Consider the following 21,251-nt stretch of genomic DNA (forward strand, 5'->3'; position numbering starts at 1 on the left):
TGTTTGATCCCAGGCTTTGATGGTGCAGTCTTCACTCACGAGTGGAAGGAGGCACTATGGGCCAAGTTCACCACGGGAGCGCCACGACGACTGCGGCAGTCCGTCGAGCGATACAACATAGTCAAGAGAGCCTGAGAGCTCTGGCCAAGCGCTACGGGATCAACCCGAAGACCGTCGCGAAGTGGAAGAAGCGAACCTCGACAGCCGATCGCAAGACCGGACCGAGCGAGCCGCACTCCACGGTGCTGTCAGTCGAGGATGAGGCCGTCATCGTAGCCTTTCGGCGCCATACGCTCCTGCCGCTCGACGACTGCCTTTATGCGCTTCAGGCCACGATCCCGCATCTGACGAGGTCATCGCTGCACCGCTGTCTCCAGCGCCACGGCATCTCCCGGCTGCCCGACGTCGAGGGTGACAAGCCCAGGCGATCGAAGTTCAAACGGTATCCGATCGGGTACTTCCACATCGATATTGCCGAGGTGCGGACCGCAGAGGGCAAGCTCTATCTCCTCGTGGCCATCGACCGTACGACCAAGTTCGCCTTCGTCGAACTGCACGAGAAGGCGACTCGCCGTGTCGCCGGCGATTTCCTCCGAGCTCTTGCCGCCGCCGTTCCCTACAAGATCCACACGGTGCTGACCGACAATGGCACACACTTCACCGAGCCTTCCGGCGAAACCTGGACACCAGCCGAGATTAAGCAGATGCGCGCCGACAAGGTTCTCTTTCGTTGCCATGCCTTCGAGGGCGCCTGTGCCCACCTCGACATAGAGCACCGTCTGACCAAGCCGCGTCACCCTTGGACAAACGGCCAGGTCGAGCGGATGAACCGCACGATCAAGGACGCGACCGTCAAACGCTTCCACTACGACAGCCACGATCAGCTCCGGCAGCACCTCGGCGACTTCGTCGGCGCCTACAACTTCGCCCGCCGACTGAAGACCCTACGCGGCCTCACGCCGTACGAGGCGATCTGCAAAGCCTGGACGGAAGAGCCGGCCAGGTTCACCATCGATCCACACCACCAAATTCCGGGACCAAACATCTAGCCGGCCTCACGCCGTACGAGGCGATCTGCAAAGCCTGGACGGAAGAGCCGGCCAGGTTCACCATCGATCCACACCACCAAATTCCGGGACCAAACATCTAACGAACCGACGGCAAACGACAGTCGCCGACGCGCGATCGTATGAAATCGATCGAGCCATCGCTTTTGCCATTAAAACTGTGGCACCGCCGAACGGCTGCTACGGCTTTCGCTCAGTGTTGACACGGCGGCTCAAAACGAAGGTGCGAAAACCAATGGTCGAGCGGGAGACTTCGCCATAGTTGTTTAACGGAGATGCCTCAGCTGGCCATGGTTCTTTTGTCCACGGGTCCGCGTAGTATGCAATTGCATCCGGTGGTTCCTTAGTCAAAAACGCGGTCCATTTTGCACGCGCCTCTGGACCGGTCTCTCTGCTGGCGGGCCATGTCGAGATGCCGTGTGGAATGCCGTCCGTCAGAAGATAGAGACCCGCCACAGGTCCGAAGACCGTTACGGTCTCGTTGGTTGATACGTGCTGGGCAAATTCGTCCGACACGGTGTCGATGTATGCCTTCAAATCGGGCGACGTTCTGAGCCCAAGAAAGGGGCCGCTTTCCACCCGTTCCGCATCCGCGGATAAATAGCCAGTTGCCTCCCCGTAAATGCGGAACATCGTAAGGGTGCCTACGGTCGCGAGGCACAATGCGAGTGGAGCTATACGCCACAAAGTCGTGCGCTCGACAGGCCGTCCTGCGAACGAAGCCAACCCGATAGCGGCCGATACGAAGCCACCGATTGCTAGATTGTAGATACTGTACAGCGCTGTATACGCAGTGATCATGCTGCAGACCAATCCGCTCATTACGATCACTCGCACTAGGATAATCGCTGATGATCTGGCGTCTAATCCCGAAAAACAATGAAGCGAGAAGATAAAGCAGAGAATGATAACATCATGTGATTTGATGTAAGCAACAGGGCCAGCGGCCATAATGCAGCAAAAGCAAATTACAAAAAGCGCGCTCAAGCTTGAAACGAACCTCGCGGCTTCCAGCCGCAAGAGACCTAACGGTATCAAAGCCATTGCCGCAAAGGCCGTTGTAGCGAGCGGTTCGGCTGCCAAGCGTTCCAGAACGAAATCGATCTTCCAGGTGAACCTACCCCCGAGCTGCGCGGACTGGCTCGTATAGGCAAGCATCGAAAGCAGATGATCGATACCGAAAACGAGCAGCAGGACAGACGCTCCCACGACACCCCAGGCCGCAATGAGCCCCATATAGGTTATGATAAGGCGCCGTGTATGCGGGATACAGATGAAGGCCACGCCAGCGGACATCGCTGGCGCTATAACGAGTGTCGGATAGCATATCCCGACGACAACCCATATGAGAGCCGATAGATTGAGGCGCAGAAGAGCCGATCTCAACCTTGCATCTGCGGATGCGTTTAGGAGCGCGCTTCCCAGTAGGCATAGCGCCGACGCTGATCCCAGCATCGCGATCGTGTTGTAGGACGGCGCAGGCAACCCGAATGGAATGAAGGCTATGGCAAGCAGGCCCGCCGGCACTGCGATCGAACGAGGCCCGATGCGGCGTGTGAAGTCGTAGAGTGCGAGCGCCGTTCCCACCGCTAGCGCGGCATAAGTCCAACGAAGCGCGAGAATAATGCCCTCAAGCCCACCGTTCCACATCATCCAAAGGCGAACGACGGGAAAGGTTGGAAGAGCCGAGAGTTGTTGAATATTAAGGTTCGTACTGCCCGCAAAACCTTTGCGAATCCATTCGACGGCATGCGTGACGTAGTAAGCCTCATCGGTGATGTCGACGCCGCGCGGCAGCCGAACGGCGAAGTACAAGAGTCCGATTGCTACGATCGCAGATGCTGCTACGAGATCGAGCCGCCGGTCCGACCGAGGAATGGCTGACGAATCCGCCACGATTTAGGTCGACGCGCCCAGCGCGGTCAGAGCGACGCCAGCAAGGATAAACCCCATGCCAGCAATCTGTATTCCACTGATCGGCTCGCCCAAGAGTAGTCGTGCGGCGACCGGCACGATGACGAAGCTCAAAGCCATGAAGGGATAAGCAAAGGTAAGCCCCGCTTTCTCAAGTGCCAAAGTCCAGCAAACGCTTGCAAACAGCGCTGCGGCCATCGCCGACAGAACAGCAATGTCGGTGTACATGGCGAAGAGATAATCGATCTTACGACCCGACAGCATCGTGCTATGCTGAAGAGCGCGTGCTTTTACGATGAGCTGTCCGTATGCGGTCAGGCCGAGGGTGAGGGCAATGAAGAGATACTTGTCCATGAGACTCGCTAGCTTGTTCCAGCAAAGCCATTATCAGGCCCCATCCACCCGATCCACTCATGAAATCCGCCGCGACTGACAGCATGGGGAAGGTGTGCTATTTGAGCGTCGATAGCAGGTTCGGGTTGGAGTTGGCATGGTAGGACAAGCGGCGAAACAGTCGATCGTGATCTTCGGTGCGGGCGACATCGCAGAACTTGCCGATGTCTATTTTACCGAAGACTCTGCGTTCGAAGTTGCGGCCTTCGCGGTCGATGCGGCGTTCAAGTCGGGTGATACGTTTCGTGGCCGTCCGCTGGTCGAATTCGAGTCCGTGGAACAGAGCTATCCCGCCGATCGATTTCGTTTTTTTGTTGCTCTCAGTTACGTCAGGCTCAATGCGCTACGGACAGAGAAGGTCGCTGCCGCGCGAGCTAAGGGCTATGAACTCGTGAGCTATGTGAGCAGCCGCGCGACGATCTTTTCCGACTTTGAGATCGGAGAGAACTGCTTCATACTCGAAGACAACACGATCCAGCCGTTCGCTCGCGTGGGAAACAACGTGACCCTCTGGAGCGGCAACCATATCGGGCATCACTCCGTGATCGAGGACGACGTGTTCGTTGCGTCGCACGTGGTTGTGTCCGGTGGTGTTCGCATCGGCCGAGCAAGTTTTGTCGGGGTGAACGTGACCATCCGTGACCATGTCACCGTCGGCGAGCGCTGTGTCCTCGGGGCCGGGGCTTTGGTGCTGGAAGACCAACCCGATCTTGCGGTCGTTGCCCCTCGAGGAACGGAACGAGCCAAGGTTCCGAGCACTCGATTGAGAGGTATTTGAAACGTATGGGGTGGGATCGCCTTGGCGTTGCGTTCGCTCCATCGGGTCATCAGGCTTTCGCGATCAGTCACGCTGCTCTGCCCACTCCCGTTTCTCTAGGCGAAGATTTATTCCGCATTTTCTTCAGCAGTCGCGCCGCAGACAGCCGTTCTTCCGTTGCCTATGTCGACGTCTCGTTGGGTGGGGAGGTCAGGCTCCAGAGCGATGTTTGCCGGGCGGCGCTCGCGCCCGGCAGTGATGGCAGTTTCGACGATAATGGAGTTGGCATCGGGTCGATCGTGCCTTTCGACGATGGGCATCGCCTTTACTACATGGGCTGGAACCTCGGGGTGCGGGCTCCATGGCGCAATTCGATCGGCTTGGCTGGATCCGACGAGCAAGCTCCGACGCAGTTCCACCGCGTTTTCGCCGGCCCGCTCCTCGATCGATCGCCGGAGGACCCCTATACTCTATCTTATCCGTGGGTTCTTCGGTTGGCCGAAGATAACTGGCGCCTTTGGTATGGGTCAAACCTTAGCTGGGGTGCGAGCAGTGCTGACATGAGTCATGTCGTCAAGGTGGCTCGTTCTCGGGACGGAGTTCGATGGGAGCGAGACGGGCGAACCGTGATCGGTTTTGCCGACCGGGATGAGTATGCGATTGCTCGTCCTACGGTCGTGCCGATCGGCGGCGGTTTTTTGATGGCTTTTGCATGCCGCGGCGAGCGATATCGCATCGGTGCGGCAGTCAGTCTGGACGGCGAGACTTGGCAGCGCGCTGACGATGTCTATGGTCTTCTTCCCGATGGGGCGGGATGGGATGGAGATGCAACCTGCTATCCGGCGTTGTTTTGGCATCACGGTAGGCTATGGCTGGCGTATAACGGCAATGGATACGGCGCTACTGGTTTCGGCTTTGCAGTCTGGCGAGGCGAGGTTCCTCGCGTATCCTGAGTACCGTTTCACGCAGCAGATGGGGAAACGCCGCGACTTTCAGAGTTCGGGTGGACGATGCTCGTTCTTCGGAGGCATCGAAATCTTCACCAAGTCTACCGAAGAATGCCTATAGGTTTCGATCCATCCGTCGCTTTTGCCTATACCGATGGCGTCGATCGCTTTCCTTTGCGTTTATAACACGATGGCTGTGCAGGATTCCCATGGAACGCTCGAAACGGGAAAAATGGTCGGCAATGCTTCCGAACGCCGACCCAATCATTCCAATGGTGCCGGCGGTTTTAACGATGACAGTGAGCTTGCCCTAACCAAATCGTGCAAAAATCAGCCTGTGCCATGGCGCGAACAGCTTCAAATTCATCCAACGGAAACGTCGTTGCCCCAATGGTCCTTCCTATAAAGTCTGCCCGTCCGACGGGCTGCATCCGGAGGACCTGCGCCCCATGGACGCCCGCGTCATACACGTTGAACGGCCGATCTACGTCGATCTCGACGGGACGCTCATCAAGACGGATCTCCTCTGGGAGTCGCTGTTTCTGCTCGCGCGGCAGGCGCCGGCGTCTCTCTGGCGGGTGCCGTTCTGGGCGGCGAAGGGGAAGGCTTGTCTGAAGGCGGAGATCGCCAAGCGGGTGGAGTTCGAGGCGGAGCTTCTGCCCTACCGGGAGGAGGTCGTGCGCGAGCTCACGGCCGCGCGGGCCAGCGGGCGGCGGGTCGTGCTGGCGACGGGGGCGAACGAGCGGTTCGCCCATGCGGTGTCGGAGCATCTCGGACTGTTCGACGAGGTGATGGCGAGCTGTGACGACGTCAATCTGACGGCGTCGCGCAAGCTCGAGCGGATCGAAGCGCGGGGCGACCCGGGCGGGTTCGAATATTACGGCAATTCCCACGAGGACGTCTGCCTGCTCGCGGCCGCTGCCGAGGCGACGGTGGTCGCGCCCGACCGCACGGCTGCCCGCTGGCAGCGCAAGGCGGGGGCGCAGCTTCTGCCGGCGCCGAGGAACGGCCTTCTCAAGGGCTGCATCAAGGCGATGCGGCCGCATCAGTGGGTGAAGAACATCCTCGTCTTCGTGCCGCTGGTCCTGACGCACGAGTTCCTCGATCTCGATATGGTCGTGAAGGGGCTGACGGCCTTCTTCGCCTTCTCCTTCGCGGCCTCGTCCGTCTATATCCTCAACGATCTCCTCGATCTCTCCGCCGACCGGCGGCACAAGACCAAGCGCCGGAGGCCCTTCGCCTCCGGCCTCGTGCCGATCCCGACGGGCCTGATGCTGGGGCTCGGGCTTCTCGCGACCGCCGTGGGATTGGGGGCGACGCTGCCGGTCGAGTTCATGTGGGTGCTCGGCGGCTACATGCTGGCGACGACGGCCTATTCGTTCTTCCTCAAGCGAATGCTCCTCATCGACGTCCTGACGCTCGCCGGCCTCTACACGGTGCGCATCGTCGCGGGCGCCACGGCGGCCGATGTCGACGGGTCCTTCTGGCTCATGGCCTTCTCGGTCTTCTTCTTCCTCTCTCTCGCCCTCGTGAAGCGCTACACCGAGCTTATGGATTTCGGCATCGGCGCGGAGCGATCCACGACGGGGAGGGGGTATCTCGACGTCGACATCGACATGCTCGGCCAGTCCGGCATCGCATCCGGCTTCGCCTCGGTGCTGGTTCTCGCGCTCTACATCGACAGCGTCGAGGTCCGTAGGATGTACGATGTGCCCTGGCTTCTCTGGCCGCTCTGTCCGCTCGTCCTCTACATCGTCGTGCGCATCTGGATTCTGGCGCGCCGCAACCAGATGCACGAAGACCCCGTCGTCTTCATCCTGCAGGACTGGCGCAGCCAGATCATGATCGCCGCGGGCGCCGCTCTCTTCGCCGTCGCCGCCTTCGTCTGACGGCGGCTCTCGGAGCCCCAGGCTAAGGTCCGGTTGACTCTATCCGAACATCCTTGATGCGGCCGCTTTGTCATACCGACTTCCTTTACTCGCTACGCGTGTTTTGGAGCTAGACGTTTTCCCGGACCGACAGTTTGAAAGACCTCGAATGTCGAAATTTCTGCCGTTCATCTTGTTTACCGTGTTCACCAATGCGGCGGCTCAGCTGATGCTGAAGTACGGCATGATTCAGCTGGGGCCTCTGTCCTTCGCCGGGGTCAATCCGGTTCTGAAGATCCTGCAGATCGTCTTCAGCCCCTTCGTGTTTCTGGGCCTTTGCACCTTCGTCGTCTCGATGGCCTCGCATCTCTTCGTCCTGTCGAAGGTCGAGCTGTCCTACGCCTATCCCTTCCTGTCGCTCGCCTACGTCGCCGTCGCCGTCTTCGCGTACCTCCTCTTCAAGGAGGACCTCAACGCCTACCGCATCGGCGGCATCGCGTTGATCTGCGTCGGCACGGTCTTCATCGCGCAGGGCGGCTCCACCATCCATGGCGAGGACGACCTCGCCGCGCTCTCCTCCTCGAACGGTGAGGTTTCCCGATGAAACATGTGATCTTCGGCGGCGACGGTTTCGTCGGCCGTCATCTCGCAGCCCGGCTCGTCGCAGACGGCGAAGAGGTCGTCGTCGCCGACATCGCCAAGAGCGGGCTCGCCCACTACGCCGAGTGCCGCCACATCCACACCGACGTCACCGATCCGGCCGCCATCGCCGCCGTGCCGATCGCGCCCGACGATATGGTCTACAACCTCTCGGCCAAGATGCTCTCGCCGTTGCAGGTGCGGGCGAAGCGCCACGAGTTCTTCTTCCCCGTGAACTACGACGGCACGAAAAACATCATCGAGGCGATGGACCGGGCGGGCGCGAACCGGCTCGTGCACTTCACCACCGACATGATCTACGGCCACACGGTTGTCTTCCCGATGACCGAGGAGCACCCGGTCGCACCGCTCGGCGAGTACGGCCTGTCGAAATGGCGCACGGAGGAACTCGCCCACGACTGGCGCGAGCGCGGCATGAAGATCTCGCTCTTCCGCCCGCGCCTCATCATCGGGCCCGGCCGCCTCGGCATTCTGGAGAAGCTCTTCAAGCTGATCGACGCGAATCTGCCGGTGCCGATGATCGGCTCGGGCAAGAATCCCTATCAGTTCATCTCCGTCTTCGACTGCGCGGAGGCCGCGCGCCTCTCCTGGAAGGCGGGCGTTCCGAACGAAGCCTACAATCTCGGCTCGCTCAACCCGCCGCCGGTCCGCAAGCTGCTGGGCGATCTCATCCGCCATGCCGGCTCGCGGTCGATCCTGATCCCGACGCCTGGCTGGGCGGTGAAGAAGACGCTCGATCTCCTCGACGCGCTGAACCGGCCGCTGATGGACCCCGAGCAGTATCTCATCGCCGACGAGAACTGCGTGCTCGACGTGACCAAGGGCAAGCTCCAGCTCGGCTGGGTGCCCCAGTATCGCGACGAGGACATGCTGATCGCCGCCTATAGCGAATATCATGCCAAGAAGGGCGGCGCCGAGGGCGTCTCGACCTTCGCGCAAGCCGCGGAATAAGGAACCTCGCCATGCTGGACCGACCGACCGTTTCCGCGCCGCGTCTCGACGACGGCATCCGCCACGGGCCGCCGAAGCCGAACCTTCTCACCGTCGACGACGCCAAGGCGATGGACGTCTCGACGATGGCGGACCTCTTCAAGGACCACATCAACCCCGGTCAGTTCCATTTCATGAAGCTGCTCGGCTTTCACAAGGTGAAGGTCGAGCGCGCCGAGGGCATGTACTACATCGACCAGAACGGCCGGAAGATCCTCGACTTCTTCGGCGGCTTCGGCTCGCTCGCCTTCGGCCACAACCATCCGCGCATCACGGGCGCGCGCCGGCAGTTCCAGGAGGAGAAGCGCCACGAGATCGCGATCGCGTTCCTGTCGCAATACGCCTCGGCGCTCGCCAAGAACTTGGCAACGATCAGCCCCGGCGATCTCGACATGGTGTTCCTCGGCTCCTCCGGCTCGGAGGCCATGGAAGCCGCGATCAAGGTCGCCGAGCGCGCCTCCGGCCGGAAGAGTTGCAAGATCGTCCATGCCGAGAACTCCTTCCACGGCAAGACGAAGGGCGTTCTCTCGATCACCGACTCGCCGCTCTACCAGGGCGAGTTCAAGCTGGTGGAGAACCGCTACAAGGTGCCCTTCGGCGATCTGGAGGCGCTGACGGCCTGCATCGAGCGCGATCCCGAGATCGGTGTCGTGGTGCTCGAAACCGTCCAGGGCGGCGGCGGCATCATTGAGGCGTCCACCGACTACTGGAAGGGCGTGCGCGCCCTCTGCGACAAGCACAAGGTGATCTGGGTCGCCGACGAGGTCCAGTGCGGCTACGGCCGGACCGGCACGTTCTACGCCTTCGAGCGCCATGGCGTGATCCCGGACGTGACCGCGCTCGCCAAGAGCTTCGGCGGCGGCAAGGCGGCGATGGCGGCGATGATCGCGCGCCGCGAGGTCTACATGAAGGCCTATGGCACGCCGAAGACGGCCATGATCCACGCGGCCGCCACGTTCGGCGGCATCGGCGAGGGCTGCGTCACCGCCATCGAGGCGCTGAACACGCTCTACGACGAGGATCTGATCGGCAATTCCGAGATCGTCGGCACGCATCTCCTGACGCGCCTGAAGGCGCTCCAGCAGAAGTACCCGACGCTGGTCAAGGAGATCCGCGGACGCGGGCTGATGGTCGGCATCGAGTTCCAGGACTTCTCCCGCACGCTGCCCTTCGCGCTGCGCCCGATGGTGGCGCTGCTCGACGACAAGCTGAAGGGCTCGCTCTCCGGCTTCATCGGCGCGCTGATGCTGCGCGATCACGACATCCTCGTCGCCTTCACCGAGTACAATCGCAACGTCATCCGCCTGGAGCCGCCGCTGATCTGCACGGAGCAGCAGGTCGATCAGTTCGTCGATGCGCTCGACGAGCTGCTCGGGCGCGGCATCGTCGGCATCGTCAAGGATTTCATCAAGACGCAGCTCGGCTGAGGGCGGAGCCAGGGACGCGGCCGCCGACGAGGCCGGGTCACTGGATCGTCGGCTTCAGCCAGCTTTCGCCGAGGTTCGACAGGAGGCCGGGTGTCCAGGACGCCCGGCCTTCGTTCTGTTGCGTCCGCCGGCTCTGGCGCTCGGCTTTCAGGTAGCCGATCCAGCATTTCGAGATGCGGACTTCGCGGCGGCCTTCGAGGCCGGCCGCGTAGATGGTTCGAAGCGCGATGTTGGCGGTGGTGATGGGGCAGGTCGGGTAGAGGATGAGGTCGGCGGCCCGGACGCTCTCCAGCTCCTCGCCGTCCGGCGCAGGCACGGCGCGCGAGGGATCGGCCCCGATCGCGATGTGAAGGGGCGCCTGCCGATCGAGGAGATAGGGAAAGGGGTTCACGAAGTTCAGCGACATGATCGTCTGGAACCTCACCCCGTTCGCCGCCTCGTAGGCCAGGATGCCGGCCACGGCCTCGTCGATTTCCATCAGCCATCCCGCCTGGAAGTCGAGCTCCGAATAGATGGTGAAGGTCGGCAGGAGGTCCTTGGCCGCGATGGCCGCGAAGGTCTCCGGGAACTCGGTATAGATCGCGTTCATCTTTTCGGCGCGCTCGATGATCTCCCGCCGCTGCGTGACCGAGCCGAGATTGCGCAGATGCGTGTGCGGCAGGTCGACATATTGCATCTGCCCGATGATGGCGCGCGTGAAGCGGCCGAGAACGTCGACGAAGGGCGGCATCGCGGTCGCGGCAACCAGCGTGATGACGAGGACCGCCTGCCGCGCCCGGAGATGCGTCGCTGAGACCGTGATGTGGAGGAGGATCGGCCATAGGAGGATGAAGGCCTGGCCTCCGGTGTTCTGCGTTTCGAAGAAGAGGCCGACGAAGAGGGTGACGGCGAGCCAGACCATGTCGCGGTCGAGAAGCTTGGCGAGGGCGGAAAGGCGAGGGCGCTTCAGGAGATCCGTCGCGTCGCCGAGAGCCGGGCGAAGGCCGATCGCGGCGACGGCGGCGAGAAGGCAGAGGGCCGTGCCGAAGATGCCGAAATGGATGGAGGCGGCCTGGAGGAAGCGTGTGGCGAGCACGCCTTCGTTCATGGCGACGAGCTGCAGGATGCCGCCGACATAGGCGCTGACGAGGCCGAGCGAGGCTTCGAGGCCGCAGAGCACCGCCACGAAGAGCGCGAGCGCGGCAAGGGCCGTGCGCAGGGCGATCCGGCCGGCCGCGAAGGCGAAGGCGCAGAGAAGCCCGGCGCTGATGAAACCGGTGATCTTCAGGAAGAACAGGGCCGTCACGCACCAGGCGATGGCGAAGGCCAGGACCCGCTGCCGCCGCTCGAAGACCAGCACCGTCGTGAGGACGTAGAGCACCTCCGCGACCTGCCGGTTGTAGATGCCGTAGCCGTCGACGGACGGGTAGGTCGAATACTGTTCGACGTTCATCGGCAGCATCTGGAACACGGCGAAGGGCACGAGCAGCGCGAAGGCGAGGCAGCGCGACCGCGTCTCCACCGAGCGCAGCACCGGCAGGAGCGGCGGCAGGGTGACGACGAGAAGCATCCACTGCGCCAGAAGCAGCGGCTGCGCCTCGGGGAAGAGCTTGAGGCCGGCGGCGAAGAGCCAGTAGCCGAGCGCCCCGACGGGCGCGAAGAAATCGACCGAGGGGATCTGTCCGCTCAAGACCCGCTGCGCCCCGTCGAAGAAGACGACGAGGTCCCAGTACATCGGCCCGAGCGGCAGGGTCAGCTTCAGGCAGAGAAGAAGCGCGGCGAGGACGGGGAGGGCGAGCGCGAAGGTCGTCGGCGCGGCGAGACGGGCAAGACCCGAGAGCGCGGGCCTCCGGGAGGCTTCTGAAAGAGATGACACGGCGAGGACGCTTCCGGCTCGGGAGTTCGGCGGTCCCGCAGTCTTCTCCCAACAGGGTGAATCGACCTTTAATATTGGCTGCAATCGCAGGATGCGCAGCGGCATGGGCCCGAGATCGGCCCGACGGGCGATGTCGCAAAGAGACTGCGGGGCCGGCGAGGGCTCGACTAGTCTTCGCCCTGTCCGACGATCCGGGCGGCCGGCCCCGGCGGTCGGGCGCCCTCGCGTCGGCCGCTCTCGATCCTGCCTGCCCCGTCCCGCTTTCCCAGGAGTTTCCCATGCAGAGCCGTGCCCGTGCCGTCGTCGTCGGAGGCGGTGTCGTCGGTGTGTCGACGCTCTACCATCTGGCCAGGAAGGGCTGGACGGACAGCGTCCTCATCGAGCGCAAGGAGCTGACCTCGGGCTCCACCTGGCACGCCGCCGGTCTCCTGCCGCTCTTCAACATGAGCTATTCGGTCGGCCAGCTGCACCGCTATTCCGTGCGCTTCTACAAGGAGCTGCAGGAAGAGACCGGCATGAATGTCGGCTTCTCTAACGTCTCGAACATCCGTCTCGCCCGCACCAAGGATCGCTGGGACGAGTTCATGTACTATGCCGGCATCGCCGAGACGATCGGCGTCAAGGTCAAGCTCCTGACGCCGGGCGAGCTGAAGGAGATCTGGCCTCTCGCGGAGACCGACGGGATTCTCGGCGCGATCCAGCATCCCGAAGACGGCTATATCCAGCCCGCCGACCTCACCCAGGCGCTCGCGAAGGGCGCGCGGGATTTCGGCGCCAAGATCCATCGCAACACGACCGTCACCGCGATCGAGCAGCTCCCCTCCGGCGAGTGGAAGGTGTCCACCGACCAGGGCGACATCGTTTGCGACCACGTCGTGTCCTGCACCGGCAATTTCGCCCGCCGCACCGGGCGGATGGTCGGGCTCGACGTGCCCGTCATCCCCGTCGAGCACCAGTATATCGTGACCGAACCCCATCCCGCGATCGTGGAGCGCAAGCGCCAGGGGCTGCCGGAGATGGGCGTTCTGCGCGAGAGCGATTCCGCCTGGTACATGCGCGAGGAGAATGGCGGCCTGCTGCTCGGCCCGTACGAGAAGGGCGCGCCGTGCTGCTACATGGACGGGCCCGACGACGAGAGCGAGTACGAGCTGTTTCAGGAGGAGCTCGACCGGCTGATGCCCCATATCGAGACCGCCATCGAGCGCGTGCCAGCCTTCGGCGAGGTCGGCATCAAGAAGGTCTATAACGGCGCGATCGCCTATACGCCGGACGGATCGCCCATTGTCGGCCCCGCGCCGGGCCTCAAGGGCTTCTGGCTGAACGAGGGCCATTCCTTCGGCATCACGGCGGCCGGCGGCGCCGGCTGGCAACTGGCCGAGTGGATGGTGGACGGCGAGCCGACGGTCGACATGGCCGGCGTCGATCCCCGGAGGTTCGGCCCCTATGCCGGCGAGGGCTATCTCAAGGCCAAGAACGAGGAGGCCTATGCCAACGTCTTCACCTGCCACTATCCCGACGAGGAGCGCTCCGCCGCGCGCCCGCTGAAGACCTCGCCCTCCTACGAGCGGCAGAAGGCGCTGGGCGCCGTGTTCGGCTCGGTCTACGGCTGGGAACGCGCCAACTGGTATGCGCCCGCGGGCTACGAGGTGCCCGCCGCCGAGCTCGATCTCGGGGCCGACGTGCTTCTGAAGGACAATCATGCGCCGGCCGATCACACGGGCAAGATCCGCGAGAAGTGGTCCTTCCGCCGCTCCAACTATTTCGAGCATGTCGGGAACGAGGTGAAGGCGGTGACGGAGGGCGTCGGCCTTCTCGACATGAGCGCCTTCGCCAAGGCGCTCGTCACCGGCCCCGGCGCGCGCGCCTGGCTGGATTCGGTTCTCGCCAACCGCATCCCGAAGAATCGCGGCCGCGTCGCGCTCTGCCATCTCCTGACGCCGGCCGGCGGCGTGCGCTCGGAGTTCACCGTCTACGAGCGTCGCCCGAACGAGTTCTATCTCGTCTCCGGCGGCGCGCTGGAATCGGTCGATCACGACACGATGAAGAAGCTCCTGCCGGCCGATGGCAGCGTCTCCTTCCGCACGATCACGCAGTCGACCGGCGTGCTCGTTCTCGCCGGCCCGAAGTCGCGCGATGTCCTCGCCAAGCTGACGCGCGCCGACCTCTCCACCAAAGCCTTTCCCTGGCTGACGGGCCAGTCCATCTCGGTCGGCCCCGTCACGCTCGATGCGCTGCGCGTCAACTTCGTCGGCGAGCTCGGCTGGGAGCTGCATCATCCGATCGAGATGCAGAACGCGCTCTACGACCTCCTGATGGAGGCCGGCGCCGAGTTCGGCATCAAGCCCTTCGGCATCCGCGCCATGGGCGTCATGTCGATCGAGAAGTCCTATCGCCAGATGGGCCGTGAACTCTCCATCGAATACAATGCCTTTGGCTCCGGGCTCGATCGCTTCGTGCACCCGAACAAGGGCGCGTTCATCGGGCGCGACGCGGCAGCGGCCGGCCGGGCGGCGGGGCTTTCGGCGCTCTTCGCGACGATGGAGGTGCATGGCGTCACGGATGTCGACGCGCGCGGCTCTGAGCCGATCTATCTGGACGGCGCGCTGGTCGGGCGCGCCACGAACGGCGGCTACGGCTGGCGCGTCGGCAAGAGCCTGGCGCTCGCCATGCTGCGGCCGGATCTGGCCGTCGAGGGCACGCGGCTGCAGATCAAGATCCTCGGCAAGCTCTTCGATGCGACCGTCATCGGCGAGAGCCCGTTCGATCCGGAAAACGAGCGCCTGCGCGCCTGAGCGGCAGGCCTCCGCCGGCCCCCGCGCGCCAGATCGGCGCGCCTGTATCGGACTATGACGGGCTTGTGACTTGCGGCGGTGCGTGATCGGGGAAACGATCCCCTCATGCGCCGCCGGATCGTCTGGTTCCTCGCCTGTGTGCTGCCTTTCGCTCCCGGTTCCGTCCGGGCCGCGGAGGAGATGCCGGTCGATGTCGAGCTTGTGCTGGCGGTCGATGCGTCCTGGTCGATGGATTCCGGCGAGCAGCGAATTCAACGAGACGGCTATGTCGCCGCCTTCCGCAGCGCGGAGGTGCAGGAGGCCATTCTCGGCGGCGGCCACCAGAAGGTCGCCGTGACCTACGTCGAATGGGCCGGCGAGTTCTCGCAGAGCGTCATCGTTCCCTGGACGCTGATCGACTCCAAGGCCTCCGCCGAGGCCTTCGCCTATCGCCTCTCCGAAGAGGAGCCCGAGCGCGCGCGCCGAACCTCGATCTCGTCTGCGATCGACGTGGCCGCGCCGATGTTCGACGCGAACGGGTTCAAGGGCCTGCGCCGGGTCATCGACGTGTCCGGCGACGGTCCGAACAACCAGGGGCGCCTCGTGACGGAGGCCCGCGACGCCGCCGCCCGTCGCGGCATCACCATCAACGGCCTGCCGCTGATGACCTCCGGCGCCTCGGAGGGCGCTGCGTCCTGGGGCTCGATCCCCCATCTCGACCGCTACTACGCAACCTGCGTCATCGGCGGCCCCGGCGCCTTCATGATCCCGGTCAACGACTGGGCCCAGTTTCCCGAGGCCGTCCGACGCAAGCTGGTGATGGAACTCGCCGGCGGCTGGCCGCTGCCGAAGGTCGAGGACGGGGAGCGGCCGGTGCGGATCGCCGCCGATGCCGACGCGGTGGACTGCCTGATCGGCGAGCGGCAGTGGCAGGACCGGCAGTTCCGCTGGCCGACGGACCGCTGAGCGCCGCCGCCGCGGCCGCCATCCTCGAATGCCTCGCTTGGGGTTGAGGCACAGGAACCGTTGCCGCCCCGACGGATCATCGGGGCTCGGGAATGGAACTTCGAAGGCGGATTTTCGTCAGGCGGCGGCCGTGGTTCCGACCAATGCGCGGGCGGCGCGTTCCTGCTGCGGGGAGCGTCCGTAGAGTTCGCGGTAGCATTTGGAGAAATGCGACGCGGAGACGAAGCCGGAGGCGACCGCGATCTCGACGATGGGCAGCGAGGACTGGAGGAGGAGGTGCCGGGCCCGGTCGAGCCGGATCTCCAGATAGTAGCGCGCGGGCGAGCGGCCCATTTCCTTCTCGAACAGACGCTCCACCTGCCGGCGCGACAGCTGCACGCCCTTGGAAATCTCGACCAGCGAGAGCGGCTCGCCGAGATTGGCCTCCATGATCTCGATGATGGCGAGGACCTTGGTGTGCTGGACGCCCAGCCGGGCGCGCAGGGGCAGACGCTGCCGGTCGTGGCTCGCGCGGACGCGGTCGGTCAGCGCCTGTTCGCAGATCCGGTTCACGACGTCCTCGCCGTGATCCTCGCCGATCAGCGCCAGCATCATGTCGAGCGCGGCGGTGCCACCGGCGCAGGTGAAGATGTTGTGGTCGATCTCGAAGAGGTCGGCATGGACGTCGGCGCGCGGAAAGGCCTCGGCGAAGCCCGGCAGGTTCTCCCAATGGATCGCGCAGCGCCGGTCCGCCAGAAGTCCGGCGCGGGCGAGAATCCAGGCGCCTGTGCAGAGACCGCCGATCGAGACGCCGCGCCCATGCGCCTCGCGCAGGAAGGCGAAGCTCGACCGGTCGTTGAAATCCTCGACGTAGACGCCGGAGCAGACGAAGACCATGGACGGCCTGCGCTCGCCCTGAAGCTGCTTGCGCTCGTCCTCGACCGAGGAGCCCACCGCGATCTCGACGCCGTTGGAGGCGAAGATCGGGTTTCCGTCCGGCGAGACGAGGCGCCAGCGATAGGACTCGTAGCCGAGGATTCGATTGGCGATGCGAAGGGGCTCGATCGCCATCGCGAAGGCGATCATCGAAAAGTTCGGTGCGAGGAGGAACACGATGCTGCGCTTCAGCGCAGGCGTTTCCTTCGCGACGGGTCGAATGGCGGCATGATGCATGAACGCTCGGCTGGTTTCGCGTTACGGCCTTAGCGAACTTGCGCGTTTCCTGGAACGGTTTCAAGCTGAGATGGACGCCGCCCCACGGACTTCCTTCGTATTTCTGGTATCGGGGCGCGAAAACCTGTTCAGGTGGAAAGCCGCTTGCGGTTCGCCGTGACGCGCGAACTGTAGGGCTTCAGCGCTGCAGTCAGGATCGTGTCGACGTCGTTGTGCGTCTGGCGAACCGTGCCGGTCGCCGCTGCCGCCGCGCTCTGGATGGCCAGCCCCGTCACGGCCATGTTGACGGCCATCGCGCTCTCGCCGACCGCCTGCATCTTCTCGGTGACCATGCGAACGGTCTCGCGTCTGGACTTTGCGGTGGGGGAGGCGGCCGTCAACCAGAACTCCGTCATCCGGCTGGCGATGACCAGCGGAGACAGCATCACGAGGGTCGAAATCTCCACGGCAGCATTGTTCGTCGGCTTCTGCATGGCTGGCCTCGCTCGGGGCCCCCGGGAGCGGGGCCATGCGAACCTAGCACCGGCCGGTTGGTACAATCTTTCAAGTGTCTAACGTTTGAAAATTTCTTCACCGTCCTGTGACATCCGGCGGAACCATAGGGAAGGCTCGCCGTTTTTTGGCCACATGACGTCAACGGAGTAAGCCCATGTCCCGCCGTATCGCCGCTCTCTCGCTCGCCATCGCCGCTGCTATCACCCTTTCCGCCTGCGCCAACACGGTGCGCGGCGTCGGCCGCGATGTCGGCAACACGGTCGATGCGACCGGCGCAGCCGTCAACGACGTCGCCCGCTAAAGGCAGCGACGCGCCGGAGCGCTCGTTCCGTCGTCGAGACGGCGGCTTCTCCCCATCCGACAGAACGAACGGATCGGCCGTCATGACCGGTCCGTTCGTTTGCCTGAACGTTTAACCGGCTCTTAAGCCGGTTCCGACCATCATCCGCACCTGTCGACCGGGAGGGTGCCATTTGATCGGTTCATCGTTTTCCAGCCACCAGAGCGAGCATGAGCGCGAGATCGGCGCCGTCGCGGCGCTGGTGAAGCTCCTGGCCGATAGCGGCTTCAAGCCGAGCCGCATCGAGGCTGCTCTCGTAAAGCCCGCGACCGCCGCCAATCACGGTCACATCTCGGATTGCTACGCCGCGGCCTCGCCGCATGGGCGCGGTCGCCGGCCGCGCGCCGCCTGATCCTTCCGCATCTCCTTTTTCTTCCAGCAAAGAATGGCCGCCCGGTTCGCGTCGGGCGGCCTTCTCGTTCGCGTCTCGGCGTCCGGCGGGCTTAGTTGTCGAAGCGCTCCTTGCGCAGGCTGCCGTCGGTGTTGAGCTCCACGACGACCGTCTTGCCAGCCTTGTCTTTGGCCTCGACCTCGACATGCTCGCGCCGGGCCTCGAAGTCGCCTTCATAGGTGTAGCCGAGCTTCTCGACGGCGGACTTGGCTTCGGCCTCGGTCATCTCGGCCTTGTAGGGCTCGCGCTCGGCGATCTCGCCGTCGTCGTCGACCTTCACGCTCCACTCGGCACCGGCCGCATCCTTGGCGCGGAACTCGGCATGGCGAGGCCCGGTGTCGACGAGCGAGACGTCGCTGTAGCCGGCGTCCGTCACCGTCTTGGTGGCTGCGGCCTCGTCGACGCCGCCGGAGAACCAGCCGAGAACGCCGCCCTTTTCATCGTCCTTCTCGGCGCGCGGGCCGTCATGGTGCTTCTTGTGGTGGCCGGGGCCGCGCGGGCCGTCGCGACCGTCCGGTCCATCGCGGTCGGCGCGGCGGTCGCCATCCTCGCGCCCGTCGCGGCCGGGGCCGCGGGGATCGCGCAGGGCCTCGCGGCGGCCGTCCTCGTGGACGATGGCTGCCGCCTGGAACGTGCCTCGGCCGAAGCGTCCCTCGACGGTGACGGTCTCGCCCACGGCGACCTTCGCGCCGCCCTTGCGGCCAGGGCCGGTCTCGACCAGGGCGCGGCCGCTGGCATCCTCGACGATGAACGTGTCGCCGAAGACCTCCGCGACGCGGCCCTTGATGGCGATGCGGCTCATGTCGCGAAGCGCGCCGATCTCGAGCGTCTCGGGTGCATCGGCGGCCGGGGCCGGCGGCGTCGCGGCGGTGGCGAGCGGGGCCGCGGGAGCGGCCGGGGCAGGCGTGCCCTGAGCGAAGGAAAGCGAGGTTCCGGCCAGGATCGGCAGGGCGATCGCTGCGGCGGCGAGCGCCTTAGCGGTGCGGCGGGTGATGGAAAGCGTCATCGATCTGTCCTTTGTTGCGTCGATGACCGAGGTTCTAGCGATGGCCGCGCAACCTCCTCTGAATGGGTTGGTTCAGGTTCCGTTCAGCCGGGCGGCGTAGCCCGAAGCCCTCAAGCCGCGAGCGCGGAGACGGACCCCTTCATGCGCATTCTCCTTGTCGAGGACGACCTTTCCCTCAGCCGCGAGATCCAGGCGGCGCTCCGCGCGGAGAACTTCGCCGTCGACACCGCCTTCAACGGCGAAGATGCCGCCCATCTCGGCGAGACCGAAGCCTTCGATGCGGCCGTGCTCGATCTCGGCCTTCCCAAGATCGACGGCTTCGGCGTCCTGAAGGCCTGGCGCGTGGCGGGGAAGGGGCTTCCCGTGCTCATTCTCACCGCGCGCGACGGCTGGAGCGACAAGGTGCAGGGCTTCAAGGCGGGCGCCGACGACTATCTGGTGAAGCCCTTCCGCATCGAGGAGCTCGTCATGCGTCTGCGCGCGCTGGTGCGCCGATCGCGCGGCCATGGCGATGCGCGGATCGTCTGCGGTCCGATCGCCTTCGACGCGCAGATCGGCACGTTCGAGAAGGACGGCCTGCCGATAAAGCTGACGGCGCTCGAATGGCGCGTCCTCTCCTGTCTCATGCTGCGCAAAGAGATCGTCGTGCCGCGCGCCGATCTCATCGAGCGGGTCTACGAGGGCGATGCCGACGTCGATTCCAATTCCGTCGAGGTCATCATCGCGCGCCTGCGCCGCAAGATCGGGCATGCCATGATCGAGACCGTGCGGGGGCTGGGCTATCGCATCACCGCCTCGGCGGAGGCGGGCGCTTGAACCTTCGCCGAGCCTTCGCCGGCTTCTCGCGCTCGCTGCGCGGACGCCTCGTTCTCTCGGCGACGGTGTTCATTCTCCTCTCCATGCTCGTCGTCGGCCTCGTCGTCGGCAAGGTGTTCGAGCGCTTCGTGCGCGGCGAGGTCGAGGCGCGCCTCGAGACGCAGATCGCCGATATCCTGGCCACCCTGCCGCCCAACCGGCCGCCACGGCGCGAGCGTGGCGGCGAGCGCGAGGAGGATCGCCCGCCGCGGCCCCTGCATCCCTGGATCGAACGCGCGCGCGATCTCGACCGCCCGCCCTTCGACCGCAAGGGCTCGGGCTGGTACTGGCAGGTGGAGGGGGCGGACGGACCCATCGCGCGGGCCGCCTCGCTCGGCGACGAGATCCTGCCGGGCGATCTTGCCGCCGAAGAGGGCGGGCGACGGGGGCGGGGGCGTGCGCCATCGGCCGCGGCCGAGGAGGCGGGGCTGATCGTGCGCAGCCGACGGGTCGAGGCGGGCGGGCAGTCGCTTCTGATCCTGGCGACGGCGCCGAAGACGGCGGTCAGCCGCCCGCTCCGCGACGCGAGCCTTGCGGTCGCCCTGCCGATCGGGCTGTGCGGGCTGCTCCTCGTCGGCGCCATCGCGCTTCAGGTCCGCTTCGGCCTCGCGCCGCTGGAGGCGCTGCGGGCCTCGCTGGCGGCGGTGCGCTCGGGCGAGCGCGACCGGGTGCCGCCCGTCGAAGCCGCCGAGCTTCGGCCCCTGGTGGAGGAGCTGAATGCGCTGATCGAGCAGGATGCGGCCAACCTCAGGCAGGCGCGCCGCCATGTCGCCAATCTCGCCCATGGCCTGAAGACGCCGCTCGCCACACTCTCCGCAGCGCTCGAGCGCCTGCCCGGCGCGGCCGAGCGGCGTGACCTCAACGGTTCGATCGAACTCATGGATCGGCGTATCCGCCACCATCTGCGTCGGGCGAGGGCCGCCGCGCTCGATGGGCACGCGCGCTACCGCACGGACCTTGCCGCCCATGCCGAGGATCTCGGCGCCGTCATCGAGCGCCTCAGCGCCGGGCGCGGCCTTTCCGTTTCGATCGCCGTGCCGAGCGGGCTTCTCGTTGCTGTGGAGCCGGAGGATCTCGACGAGATGCTCGGCAATCTCCTCGACAATGCCAGCCGCTTCGCGGTCTCCTCCGTTCGCCTCACCGCCCTCCGCGAGGGCCGGATGGCCGTGGTCGCGATCGAAGACGACGGGCCCGGCCTGTCCGATCCGGACATCGAGGCGGTGATGCAGCCCGGCCGGCGGCTGGACGAGACTGCGCCCGGCCATGGCTTCGGCCTGCCCATCACGTCGGAACTCGCTGAACTCTATGCCGGGAGCCTCGTTCTCGAACGGGGCGCGAGCGGCGGCCTGCTTGCCCGGCTCAGCCTTCCCGCCGCGCCGCCGGCCGCGAGCTGAGCG

Annotated in this window: 19 protein-coding genes; 13 read left to right on the forward strand and 6 right to left on the reverse strand. The window is 64.9% G+C overall.

Translation table 11 applies throughout. The features are described 5' to 3' along the window. Window positions 1-56: 56 nt before the first annotated feature. Window positions 57-1,049, forward strand: a complete 993-nt coding sequence (locus ASG62_RS16110) for an IS481 family transposase (RefSeq protein ID WP_056697837.1) — start codon at window positions 57-59, stop codon at window positions 1,047-1,049. A 198-nt stretch (window positions 1,050-1,247) separates the two neighbouring features. Here the strand turns inward: ASG62_RS16110 and ASG62_RS16115 are convergent, their stop codons facing one another. Together ASG62_RS16115 and ASG62_RS16120 are read right to left on the reverse strand one after the other, a co-directional pair. Beyond that, a complete protein-coding gene (locus ASG62_RS16115) occupies window positions 1,248-2,882 on the reverse strand; it encodes a hypothetical protein (protein ID WP_056693215.1) in 1,635 nt (544 codons plus the stop codon). A gap of 84 nt (window positions 2,883-2,966) precedes the next feature. Further along, a complete protein-coding gene (locus ASG62_RS16120; protein ID WP_056693217.1) occupies window positions 2,967-3,335 on the reverse strand; it encodes an EamA family transporter in 369 nt (122 codons plus the stop codon). Between the two features lie 136 nt (window positions 3,336-3,471). On the opposite strand from ASG62_RS16120, the gene ASG62_RS16125 reads away from it, so the two are divergent. The 6 genes from ASG62_RS16125 to ASG62_RS16150 all read left to right on the forward strand — a co-directional run bounded on the left by ASG62_RS16125 (window position 3,472) and on the right by ASG62_RS16150 (window position 10,023). After that, window positions 3,472-4,152: an acetyltransferase gene (locus ASG62_RS16125; protein WP_056693223.1), complete on the forward strand. Its 681-nt coding sequence runs from the start codon at window positions 3,472-3,474 to the stop codon at window positions 4,150-4,152. Window positions 4,153-4,157: 5 nt separating this feature from the next. Beyond that, window positions 4,158-5,084, forward strand: a complete 927-nt coding sequence (locus ASG62_RS26625) for a hypothetical protein (RefSeq protein ID WP_156382198.1) — start codon at window positions 4,158-4,160, stop codon at window positions 5,082-5,084. A gap of 443 nt (window positions 5,085-5,527) precedes the next feature. Then, window positions 5,528-6,967: a UbiA family prenyltransferase gene (locus ASG62_RS16135; RefSeq protein WP_056693226.1), complete on the forward strand. Its 1,440-nt coding sequence runs from the start codon at window positions 5,528-5,530 to the stop codon at window positions 6,965-6,967. A gap of 148 nt (window positions 6,968-7,115) precedes the next feature. Continuing rightward, on the forward strand, window positions 7,116-7,550 hold the full coding sequence (locus ASG62_RS16140) for a transporter (RefSeq protein ID WP_056693227.1): 435 nt from the start codon (window positions 7,116-7,118) through the stop codon (window positions 7,548-7,550). Beyond that, a complete protein-coding gene (locus tag ASG62_RS16145) occupies window positions 7,547-8,557 on the forward strand; it encodes an NAD-dependent epimerase/dehydratase family protein (protein ID WP_056693231.1) in 1,011 nt (336 codons plus the stop codon). The genes ASG62_RS16140 and ASG62_RS16145 overlap by 4 nt, the downstream gene beginning before the upstream one ends. An 11-nt stretch (window positions 8,558-8,568) precedes the next feature. Beyond that, on the forward strand, window positions 8,569-10,023 hold the full coding sequence (locus ASG62_RS16150; RefSeq protein WP_082537117.1) for an aspartate aminotransferase family protein: 1,455 nt from the start codon (window positions 8,569-8,571) through the stop codon (window positions 10,021-10,023). 37 nt (window positions 10,024-10,060) lie between these two features. Here ASG62_RS16150 and ASG62_RS16155 read toward each other — a convergent pair whose 3' ends face one another. Continuing rightward, the gene (locus ASG62_RS16155; protein ID WP_156382199.1) at window positions 10,061-11,878 is read right to left on the reverse strand and encodes a hypothetical protein; all 1,818 of its coding nucleotides are present in this window, start codon (window positions 11,876-11,878) and stop codon (window positions 10,061-10,063) included. Between the two features lie 278 nt (window positions 11,879-12,156). Between ASG62_RS16155 and ASG62_RS16160 the strand changes: the two genes are divergently transcribed. Both ASG62_RS16160 and ASG62_RS16165 read left to right on the forward strand, forming a co-directional pair. Next, window positions 12,157-14,670 carry a GcvT family protein gene (locus tag ASG62_RS16160; protein ID WP_056693232.1) on the forward strand — a complete coding sequence of 838 codons (2,514 nt, stop codon included), beginning with the start codon at window positions 12,157-12,159 and terminating at the stop codon, window positions 14,668-14,670. A gap of 105 nt (window positions 14,671-14,775) precedes the next feature. After that, window positions 14,776-15,615, forward strand: a complete 840-nt coding sequence (locus ASG62_RS16165; protein WP_056693233.1) for a DUF1194 domain-containing protein — start codon at window positions 14,776-14,778, stop codon at window positions 15,613-15,615. A gap of 117 nt (window positions 15,616-15,732) precedes the next feature. On the opposite strand, the gene ASG62_RS16170 is transcribed toward ASG62_RS16165, so the two are convergent. Together ASG62_RS16170 and ASG62_RS16175 are read right to left on the reverse strand one after the other, a co-directional pair. Further along, the gene (locus ASG62_RS16170; protein ID WP_056693234.1) at window positions 15,733-16,767 is read right to left on the reverse strand and encodes a GlxA family transcriptional regulator; all 1,035 of its coding nucleotides are present in this window, start codon (window positions 16,765-16,767) and stop codon (window positions 15,733-15,735) included. A gap of 128 nt (window positions 16,768-16,895) precedes the next feature. After that, window positions 16,896-17,240 carry a hypothetical protein gene (locus ASG62_RS16175; RefSeq protein ID WP_056693236.1) on the reverse strand — a complete coding sequence of 115 codons (345 nt, stop codon included), beginning with the start codon at window positions 17,238-17,240 and terminating at the stop codon, window positions 16,896-16,898. A gap of 176 nt (window positions 17,241-17,416) precedes the next feature. On the opposite strand from ASG62_RS16175, the gene ASG62_RS27270 reads away from it, so the two are divergent. Beyond that, a complete protein-coding gene (locus tag ASG62_RS27270) occupies window positions 17,417-17,563 on the forward strand; it encodes a hypothetical protein (RefSeq protein WP_164470476.1) in 147 nt (48 codons plus the stop codon). Window positions 17,564-17,735: 172 nt separating this feature from the next. Beyond that, window positions 17,736-17,954, forward strand: coding sequence for a hypothetical protein (locus tag ASG62_RS16180; protein WP_056693240.1), 219 nt, complete (start codon window positions 17,736-17,738; stop codon window positions 17,952-17,954). A 91-nt stretch (window positions 17,955-18,045) separates the two neighbouring features. Here ASG62_RS16180 and ASG62_RS16185 read toward each other — a convergent pair whose 3' ends face one another. After that, window positions 18,046-18,999, reverse strand: a complete 954-nt coding sequence (locus ASG62_RS16185; RefSeq protein ID WP_056693243.1) for a hypothetical protein — start codon at window positions 18,997-18,999, stop codon at window positions 18,046-18,048. 141 nt (window positions 19,000-19,140) lie between these two features. Here ASG62_RS16185 and ASG62_RS16190 point away from each other — a divergent pair, with 141 nt between their 5' ends. Next, entirely contained in the window at window positions 19,141-19,815 is a 675-nt protein-coding gene (locus ASG62_RS16190) for a response regulator transcription factor (RefSeq protein ID WP_056693246.1), read from the forward strand. After that, window positions 19,812-21,248: a sensor histidine kinase gene (locus ASG62_RS16195; protein WP_056693249.1), complete on the forward strand. Its 1,437-nt coding sequence runs from the start codon at window positions 19,812-19,814 to the stop codon at window positions 21,246-21,248. Before ASG62_RS16190 ends, ASG62_RS16195 begins: the two co-directional genes overlap by 4 nt. The last annotated feature ends 3 nt before the right edge of the window (window positions 21,249-21,251 follow it).

Source organism: Aureimonas sp. Leaf427, from assembly GCF_001425485.1.
Lineage (GTDB): Bacteria > Pseudomonadota > Alphaproteobacteria > Rhizobiales > Rhizobiaceae > Plantimonas.

Coding starts and splice junctions, on each gene's coding strand:
- ASG62_RS16110 (WP_056697837.1), top strand. CDS start 57: ATGGGCCAAGTTCACCACGGGAGCGCCACGACGACTGCGGCAGTCCGT.
- ASG62_RS16120 (WP_056693217.1), bottom strand. CDS start 3,335: ATGGACAAGTATCTCTTCATTGCCCTCACCCTCGGCCTGACCGCATAC.
- ASG62_RS16125 (WP_056693223.1), top strand. CDS start 3,472: ATGGTAGGACAAGCGGCGAAACAGTCGATCGTGATCTTCGGTGCGGGC.
- ASG62_RS26625 (WP_156382198.1), top strand. CDS start 4,158: ATGGGGTGGGATCGCCTTGGCGTTGCGTTCGCTCCATCGGGTCATCAG.
- ASG62_RS16135 (WP_056693226.1), top strand. CDS start 5,528: ATGGACGCCCGCGTCATACACGTTGAACGGCCGATCTACGTCGATCTC.
- ASG62_RS16140 (WP_056693227.1), top strand. CDS start 7,116: ATGTCGAAATTTCTGCCGTTCATCTTGTTTACCGTGTTCACCAATGCG.
- ASG62_RS16145 (WP_056693231.1), top strand. CDS start 7,547: ATGAAACATGTGATCTTCGGCGGCGACGGTTTCGTCGGCCGTCATCTC.
- ASG62_RS16150 (WP_082537117.1), top strand. CDS start 8,569: ATGCTGGACCGACCGACCGTTTCCGCGCCGCGTCTCGACGACGGCATC.
- ASG62_RS16160 (WP_056693232.1), top strand. CDS start 12,157: ATGCAGAGCCGTGCCCGTGCCGTCGTCGTCGGAGGCGGTGTCGTCGGT.
- ASG62_RS16165 (WP_056693233.1), top strand. CDS start 14,776: ATGCGCCGCCGGATCGTCTGGTTCCTCGCCTGTGTGCTGCCTTTCGCT.
- ASG62_RS16170 (WP_056693234.1), bottom strand. CDS start 16,767: ATGCATCATGCCGCCATTCGACCCGTCGCGAAGGAAACGCCTGCGCTG.
- ASG62_RS16175 (WP_056693236.1), bottom strand. CDS start 17,240: ATGCAGAAGCCGACGAACAATGCTGCCGTGGAGATTTCGACCCTCGTG.
- ASG62_RS27270 (WP_164470476.1), top strand. CDS start 17,417: ATGTCCCGCCGTATCGCCGCTCTCTCGCTCGCCATCGCCGCTGCTATC.
- ASG62_RS16185 (WP_056693243.1), bottom strand. CDS start 18,999: ATGACGCTTTCCATCACCCGCCGCACCGCTAAGGCGCTCGCCGCCGCA.
- ASG62_RS16190 (WP_056693246.1), top strand. CDS start 19,141: ATGCGCATTCTCCTTGTCGAGGACGACCTTTCCCTCAGCCGCGAGATC.